The organism is Chloroflexus sp. (assembly GCF_049970315.1).
GTDB lineage: Bacteria > Chloroflexota > Chloroflexia > Chloroflexales > Chloroflexaceae > Chloroflexus.
In genome coordinates this window covers 184,159-191,310 of record NZ_JBMFNE010000001.1, presented here as the reverse complement: position 1 = coordinate 191,310, position 7,152 = coordinate 184,159, and the positions used below count along the sequence as shown (strand labels likewise).

Genomic DNA, 7,152 nt, shown 5'->3' with positions numbered 1-7,152 from the left:
GCGTTAAACGTATTCACGGAGGATAGTATGCCCGAGATGAACCTGCTCGAAGCGATCCGGCAGGCCCTCGATGAGGCGATGGCTGCCGATCCGCGCGTTTTCATTTTCGGTGAAGATGTTGGGAAACGCGGCGGTGTCTTCCGTGTTACCGAAGGGTTGTACGACAAATACGGACCGATGCGAGTGATCGATTCGCCATTGGCCGAGAGTGTGATCATCGGTGCGAGTATTGGCGCGGCACTAAATGATATGCTGCCGATTGCTGAAATCCAATTCGCCGACTTCATTGCCCCGGCGTTTAATCAGATTGTGCAAGAGGCGGCCCGTATCCACTACCGCTCGAACGGTGATTGGGAAGTGCCGCTGGTGATCCGTGTGCCATACGGTGGCGGAATTCACGGTGCGCTTTACCATAGTCAGAGTGTTGAAGCCTTCTTTGCCCACGTGCCCGGTCTTAAGGTGGTGACGCCTTCAACCCCCTATGACGCCAAGGGCTTGCTCAAGAGCGCCATCGAAGACCCGAACCCGGTGCTCTTCCTCGAACACAAGAAGACGTATCGCCTGATCAAGGGTTTTGTCCCGGAAGAGGATTATCGAGTGCCGATTGGTCCCGCCGACATCAAGCGACCCGGTGAGGATATATCGGTCTTTGCGTATGGTCTGATGCTGCATTACTGCCTCGAAGCTGCACAAACACTTGCCGCCGAAGGAGTGAGCGTTGAGGTTGTCGATCTACGCACGCTGCGCCCGCTCGATACCGAGACGATTCTGGCCAGTGTACGGCGCACCGGTAAGGCACTGATCGTCCACGAAGACAATCTGTTTGGCGGATTTGGCGGTGAGGTCGCGGCGATTATCGCTGAGCACGCCTTTGAATACCTCGATGGGCCGGTGATGCGGATCGGTGGACCCGATGTGCCGGCAATGCCATTTGCTCATTCGCTAGAAACAGCGTTTATGCCGTCACCAACTTCGATTGCGACGGCAATGCGCCGGCTCGCAGCCTATTGAGGCATGTCAGTCAAGATACGCCCGTGACAGATAGCAGGTGAATTTCCATGATCGACATCAAAATGCCCCAACTCGGTGAGAGCGTTACCGAAGGTACTGTTGGCCGCTGGCTGAAGCGGCCCGGCGAACCGGTCGCGAAATACGAACCGTTGTTGGAAGTAGTTACCGATAAGGTCGATACGGAGGTACCGGCGCCTGAAGCTGGTGTGCTCCACGAGATTTTGGTTCCCGAAGGTGAGACGGTGCGGGTCGGGACGGTGATCGCACGACTCGCACCGGCAGGGGCTGCGGTGAGCACGCCACCACCGGTGACCGTAAGTGCGGTAGCAGTCTCCACGACCAGTGCCTCGGCAACCACCACGACAACGGTGGCTCCACCGGCCAGTGATGGGCGTAATACCTATCTCTCGCCGGTCGTAGCGCGGTTGCTCGCCGAACACAACCTCGATCCGGTGCAGATTCGCGGTACTGGACAAGGCGGGCGTATTACCAAACAAGATGTTATGCGCTTCCTCGCCGAACGTGAACGCCAAGCGGTGGCCGCGCCGGCTCCCACACCCGCACCGGTCGCTGCTCCTACCCCGGCTCCCACACCCGCACCGGTCGCTGCTCCTACCCCGGCTCCCACACCCGCACCGGTTGAGATTCCTGCTGATGCTGAATTGGTGCCATTGACGCCAATGCGGCGCAGCATTGCCGAGCATATGGCTCGCTCGGTGCGCACCTCGCCGCACGTCACAACTGTGATGGAGGCAGATTTGAGCCGCGTGCTCGCCCATCGAGCCGCTCATCAAGAAGCCTTTAATCGGCAAGGTGTGCGTCTCACGCTTACCCCATATTTCATCATTGCCGCTATTGCCGGACTACAAGCCGTACCGGTATTCAACGGCAGCTTCACCGAGCAAGGTATCATCCTACATCGCCGTATTAATATGGGGATTGCAGTTGCGCTCAACGAAGGTTTACTGGTGCCGGTTATTCCTGATGCTGACGAGAAGAATCTGCTCGGCTTAGCCCGTGCCGTCAACGATCTCGCCGAGCGGGCACGTACCAAGCGTCTGCGCCCAGAAGAAACGCAAGGTGGTACGTTTACCATCACGAACCACGGGGTGACCGGCAGCCTATTTGCGACGCCGATCATCAATCAGCCGCAGGCAGGTATTCTCGGTATCGGTGCAGTGGTCAAACGACCGGTAGTTATTTCCCAAAATGGGCTTGATGCCATCGCCATTCGTCCACTCTGCTACCTTTCGTTCACCTTCGATCACCGAATTGCCGATGGCGCCACCGCCGACCGATTCCTCGCTACCGTTAAACAGCGGCTCGAACGTTGGGAGAGTTAAGGTTGGATCGATAGGTACTGAGGAAGGTAGAGAATACACTCACCTTCCTCAGGCTTATCCGGTCGGCTAACGTATTACTCGGCGAAACGATCACGTCCAATCTCGCTTCGCATACCCTCGTAGGTCTTTGGCTGACTCTCTTGCCTTCACTAACTTACGCATAGATAAAACTACAATTTTAGCTATCTTCATCAAAATCCAAAACCCATTCCAACGATAACAAGACAAAAACGTTGGCATGAAACGACTAATCTACAAGGACAACATCTATGGATCGTGCTTATTTTTACACTTGAGATGATGCGGTAGGCCACGACATAGTAGACAGTCGCAATTAAGCGTGTTATATTCAGAGACAAACTTGAGCTATATTCTGAGCATACCGGCATGCAAGAGATTGTCATTCCCTTTCAGATTGTGATTGGCACCCTCAGGCCACAAGGCTACCCATTGCGTGCTTTATGCGGCGAACGCAAGGCCGAAGCGACGATGTCACCGCCATTGCTGACGGGATCACCGGCGGACATGGGGGTCGAGCTTGGCAACATGCTGCTACAAGCACCCATTCGGAGACTGCTTATCGAAGCTGCCCGCGATGCTATCGAACAGGGCGCACGGATGCAGATGCAACTGGTAATAGAACCCCCAGAATTAGTAGCCCTCCCGTGGGAATGGATGGCACTGCACAAAGGCGAACAGCATTGGCAACCGGCTCTCCGTGAAGATTACACCCTTGTGCGCATCAGTCCTCGTGCCATCCGACCATTACCACCTCGTCGGGTAAGTGGGCCGCTCCGGCTCTTGATCGCGGTTGCGCGCGGTTATGAAGAAACCGCTGATACGCTAGGCGAGGCGCTGATCGAACCCGTTCGGGCTGGTCTGTTGGTAGTCGACCGACTACGCGACGCAACGGCTGATGAGGTGGTAGCCGAGTTGGCCGCCGAGCCGCGCCATCTGTTGCATATCATCGGCGACATCGAACAGCCGCTACGGCAAGCCCCTCGGCTCCGCTTGGGCCGTGCGGTAAATGCCAACGAACTGGCCGAGCTGCTGGCAAGCCTCGATGATCTCCGGTTGATCACAGTAGCCGGAACGCCATCTGAGGCTTGTACCATCTTTACCGCCAATCTCCATGCAGCCGACGGTCGGGCCGTGGCCGCATTACCCGACGTAAACCCAACCGCCCAAGCCCACTGGAGTACCACCTTTTATCAAGCACTGGCAAGCGGTGAACCGGTTGATATTGCAATGACGATTGGCCGCACGGCGTTGATAAACGCTGTCGAATCTTGGGGCGCACCGCAGCTCTACCTCGCACCCGGCGGCGAACAGCTCTTTCGTCCCGGCGAACCGCCGATTGCACCGGTTCCACCGGAAGCAATCCGTCCCCTTCGGCAACTTTCAGCACCGTTACGCCGACCACGTTTCACCCCCGCCGAAACGGAGGTCGGTACACCAACCCGCCGACTCCAAGCCTTGACGCGCCGGTTTCATCTCCAACCACAAGTGGTCGCTCTGATTATCGCCAGCTTGGTCCTGATCCTCTTAGTCAGCCAAGTGATTAATGTGCCGGGCAATAACGCGCTCCCGACCTCGGTGGCTACCCCAACTCCACCGCTGTTGCTCGATCCAGTGCGGATTCCGGTGCCAACACTCTTTCCTACTCCATCGCCTTAAAATTGGCAAGATATGATAACGGTATTTGTAGGGGTGCGCCGACCGACGCTTTAGATTTCTCGCTGCGCTCGCAATGACAGGGGGTGGGTGCTGTGTTCGCAATGACACGGAGGGGGACACGTGCCGCGTGCGCCGACCGACGCTTTAGATTTCTCGCTGCGCTCGCAATGACAGGGGGTGGGTGCTCGCAATGACAGGGGGAGAGTGCCGTACTCACCATGACACGGCGGGGCGCGCTTGCCACACCCCTGCGCATCGACCTGCACCATCCGTGAAGAATTCGGAGTATAATGTACAAATACAACTAGATCGCCCTTAAACTTGCCATTAGTAATGTTTTAAAATCGCAAAAAGTCGGGTATATTAGGAACATTGCTATCTATAGGTGGTCTCCTCTCATAGGTTTTGGTGGTTCCTTCTTGCCAGCATACCACATTGAGTGGCTATTCTCTAAAACCGTTAGGCTCTCAGGGTCTTAGCCCCAAAACGATATCCACAGTACCAGAAAGGAGTACTAATGCCTATCCCCCTTGATGTTGGATACGCCGATCAGCTTGACGCTACTGACGATCTGGCCGGCTTTCGCCAAGCGTTCATTAATGATGATCCTGATCTGATCTATCTCGACGGCAACTCATTGGGGCGGTTACCACGAGCGACGGTTGATCTGGCCGCCGATCTGGTGCAACGACAATGGGGTTGCCGTTTGATTCGTGGCTGGAATGAGGGGTGGTTTGATCTGCCCGAACGGATCGGTGCTAAGATTGCCCGCCTCATCGGCGCCGAACCCGACGAAGTGATTGTTGCCGATAGTACCTCGGTCAATCTGTTCAAATTGGTCATTGCTGCCCTGCGTGCTCGTCCTGGGCGTGAGCGAATTGTCAGCGACGATCTGAACTTTCCCTCCGACCTCTACATTTTGCAAGGCGCGGTCGATCTACTCGGCGGACGGCATGAAATTGCTCTCGCCTATTCGAGTGATGGTATTCACGGTCCGGTCGAGACCATCTTGGGACTACTTGATCAAACTACGGCACTCCTTACCTTATCGCATGTAACCTTTAAGAGCGGCTTTCTGTACGACATCAAAGCGCTCACGGCTGCTGCGCATGCCGTGGGAGCTTTGACCGTCTGGGATTTGAGCCATTCGGTAGGAGTGGTGCCTATTCATCTTAAGGAAAGCGGCGCCGATATGGCGGTAGGCTGCTGTTACAAATACCTCAACGGCGGGCCAGGTGCACCGGCGTTTTTGTACATTCGCCGTGACCTGCAAGAGCAATTGGTCAACCCTATCGCCGGCTGGATGGGGCAACGCAATTTGTTTGACTTCGATCTCGCTTACCAACCGGCTCCCGGACTACGTCGGTTTCTGATCGGTACGCCGCCGGTGGTTTCGCTGGCGTTGATCGAACCGGGAGTAGATTTGTTACTGGCCGCCGGCATAGAGCGACTGCGGGCCAAATCGATTGCACAGACCGAATACTTGATCGAGCTGTGGCAACAGCGGCTGGCTCCGCTGGGGTACACTCTCAACTCACCGCGCGACCCGGCCCGGCGCGGCTCACATATCTCGCTTGGTCACCCAGAAGGGCTTGGCATCGATTTAGCGCTGATCAACGAACTAGGGGTCCTGCCTGACTTCCGTACTCCCGACAACATCCGGCTTGGAATTGCTCCGCTGTACACCAGCTTCCGCAACATTCACACTGCGGTCGAGCGGTTGGCCCAAGCTGTCACCGAGCAGCGGTATCTCAACTATCGTGACCATCGCCCAAAGGTAACGTAGGAGAAGATAAGACGAAACAAGGCATAAAGCATCCCGACTAGTTTTATTTGCAGAACTGAACGTGTTCCAGCTTAACCAATGTTGCCAATAATCCTACGTGACTCTCGGCTTGCATACTGGTGGTGTTGATTCTGATGTACAAGCCGTTTGACACCTATCGCGAAGAAAGAATGGACGGTCGTTTTTATGCACCGGCTTATCATTAATCAGATAACGTTGGCGTCCGGCTATGATTCGCGTGGTACGATTAATGCGCCCCTCATGAATGTCTTGTTCGGTGACCACAACTAATCTTTCGGCGATTGTCAACTCGTCTCTTCTTTCTGGGCTGACTATTTCTCTATATTTCTTTATCCAACCCCCAAGGTTTGTGGTTCCAATTGCAAATGTACGCTCATCGACTTCGTCTGCATGCTTTAATGATGAATTCGTCACAAAAACACAACGACCTTCTGATTTTTTAGATCAAAAACCCTACAACACTTCACGTCGAAATATCGACTTGTCTCTGATACTGTCTGCTAAAAGCCGTTGTCTCGCATTGGCTAACAACGCTACCTGACGAAGCTGAGTGTAGTCCTGTCGTTGATCACACTGCAAAGTCCCGGGTAACCATGTAACTCTTCCGCACTTCAATCGCCAATTAGCTCACTACATCAATTTTGAGTATATAGTCAGGACCGCTCTTATTGGTCATTATTCTATAGTAGACCTCATTGAGGTCCTTTGTGCCCCACCCAAGCGCGCAACAGCAGAAATATCATCCGTTCACGAACCAAACGCTCATCACTGGCAAATAGTTTTTCGTTCTTGTAGAATCACCCTTTGGCTTCTTGCCAAGCTTCTACCATTGAAGAAATTGCCTCTCAGCTCATTGTGACTCTGTACACCAATAGCGCCATGTTTGAAATAGGATACTCTTATTTTCTTGTACAACCTCAACCTCGACATTCCATTTACCCCTTCACCGCCCGCACGCATAGAAATCCCGGCTCACGCATTAATTCAGCGTAATGCTTGGGATCGTTCTCGGCAAATTCGGCAGTGGGCAATGGTTCAAGCACGTAATCGATCCGAAAGCCGGGATAGATCAGCGGGTTAAACACTTCGCTTAGTGGCCGGCGGTATGAAGGCATATTCACCGTGATACCGAAACCGTGCCACGGCGTCACAACCTGCTCAATAGCAAAATAGTTGGCCGATTCGCGGTGCTGGCTGAATTTGGTCTACGGATATTCAATCGAGAAGATGAAAACACCGCTGTGCCGTAGCAGACGATAGAACTCGGTGAATACCTGCTCCCAATCCCGCACATAGTCGAGTACCAACGGGCAG

The 7,152-nt window shown here is 54.3% G+C and carries 6 protein-coding genes; 4 read left to right on the top strand and 2 right to left on the bottom strand.

The genetic code is table 11. From position 1 onward, the window contains the following. Window positions 1-27 precede the first annotated feature (27 nt). The 4 genes from ACP5OT_RS00820 (at window position 28) to kynU (ending at window position 5,817) form a co-directional block, all read left to right on the top strand. Window positions 28-1,011 (top strand): alpha-ketoacid dehydrogenase subunit beta, encoded by a 984-nt coding sequence (locus tag ACP5OT_RS00820; RefSeq protein WP_424674599.1) that lies wholly within the window; start codon window positions 28-30, stop codon window positions 1,009-1,011. Window positions 1,012-1,058: 47 nt separating this feature from the next. Continuing rightward, the gene (locus ACP5OT_RS00815) at window positions 1,059-2,354 is read left to right on the top strand and encodes a dihydrolipoamide acetyltransferase family protein (protein WP_428113871.1); all 1,296 of its coding nucleotides are present in this window, start codon (window positions 1,059-1,061) and stop codon (window positions 2,352-2,354) included. 387 nt (window positions 2,355-2,741) lie between these two features. Further along, window positions 2,742-4,031 carry a polysaccharide deacetylase gene (locus ACP5OT_RS00810; protein WP_424674597.1) on the top strand — a complete coding sequence of 430 codons (1,290 nt, stop codon included), beginning with the start codon at window positions 2,742-2,744 and terminating at the stop codon, window positions 4,029-4,031. A gap of 517 nt (window positions 4,032-4,548) precedes the next feature. Continuing rightward, the gene (gene kynU, locus ACP5OT_RS00805; RefSeq protein ID WP_424674596.1) at window positions 4,549-5,817 is read left to right on the top strand and encodes a kynureninase; all 1,269 of its coding nucleotides are present in this window, start codon (window positions 4,549-4,551) and stop codon (window positions 5,815-5,817) included. A 956-nt stretch (window positions 5,818-6,773) separates the two neighbouring features. On the opposite strand, the gene ACP5OT_RS00800 is transcribed toward kynU, so the two are convergent. Next, window positions 6,774-6,989 carry a hypothetical protein gene (locus tag ACP5OT_RS00800; protein ID WP_424674595.1) on the bottom strand — a complete coding sequence of 72 codons (216 nt, stop codon included), beginning with the start codon at window positions 6,987-6,989 and terminating at the stop codon, window positions 6,774-6,776. Window positions 6,990-7,043: 54 nt separating this feature from the next. After that, a complete protein-coding gene (locus tag ACP5OT_RS00795; protein ID WP_424674605.1) occupies window positions 7,044-7,130 on the bottom strand; it encodes a hypothetical protein in 87 nt (28 codons plus the stop codon). Between the last annotated feature and the right edge of the window lie 22 nt (window positions 7,131-7,152).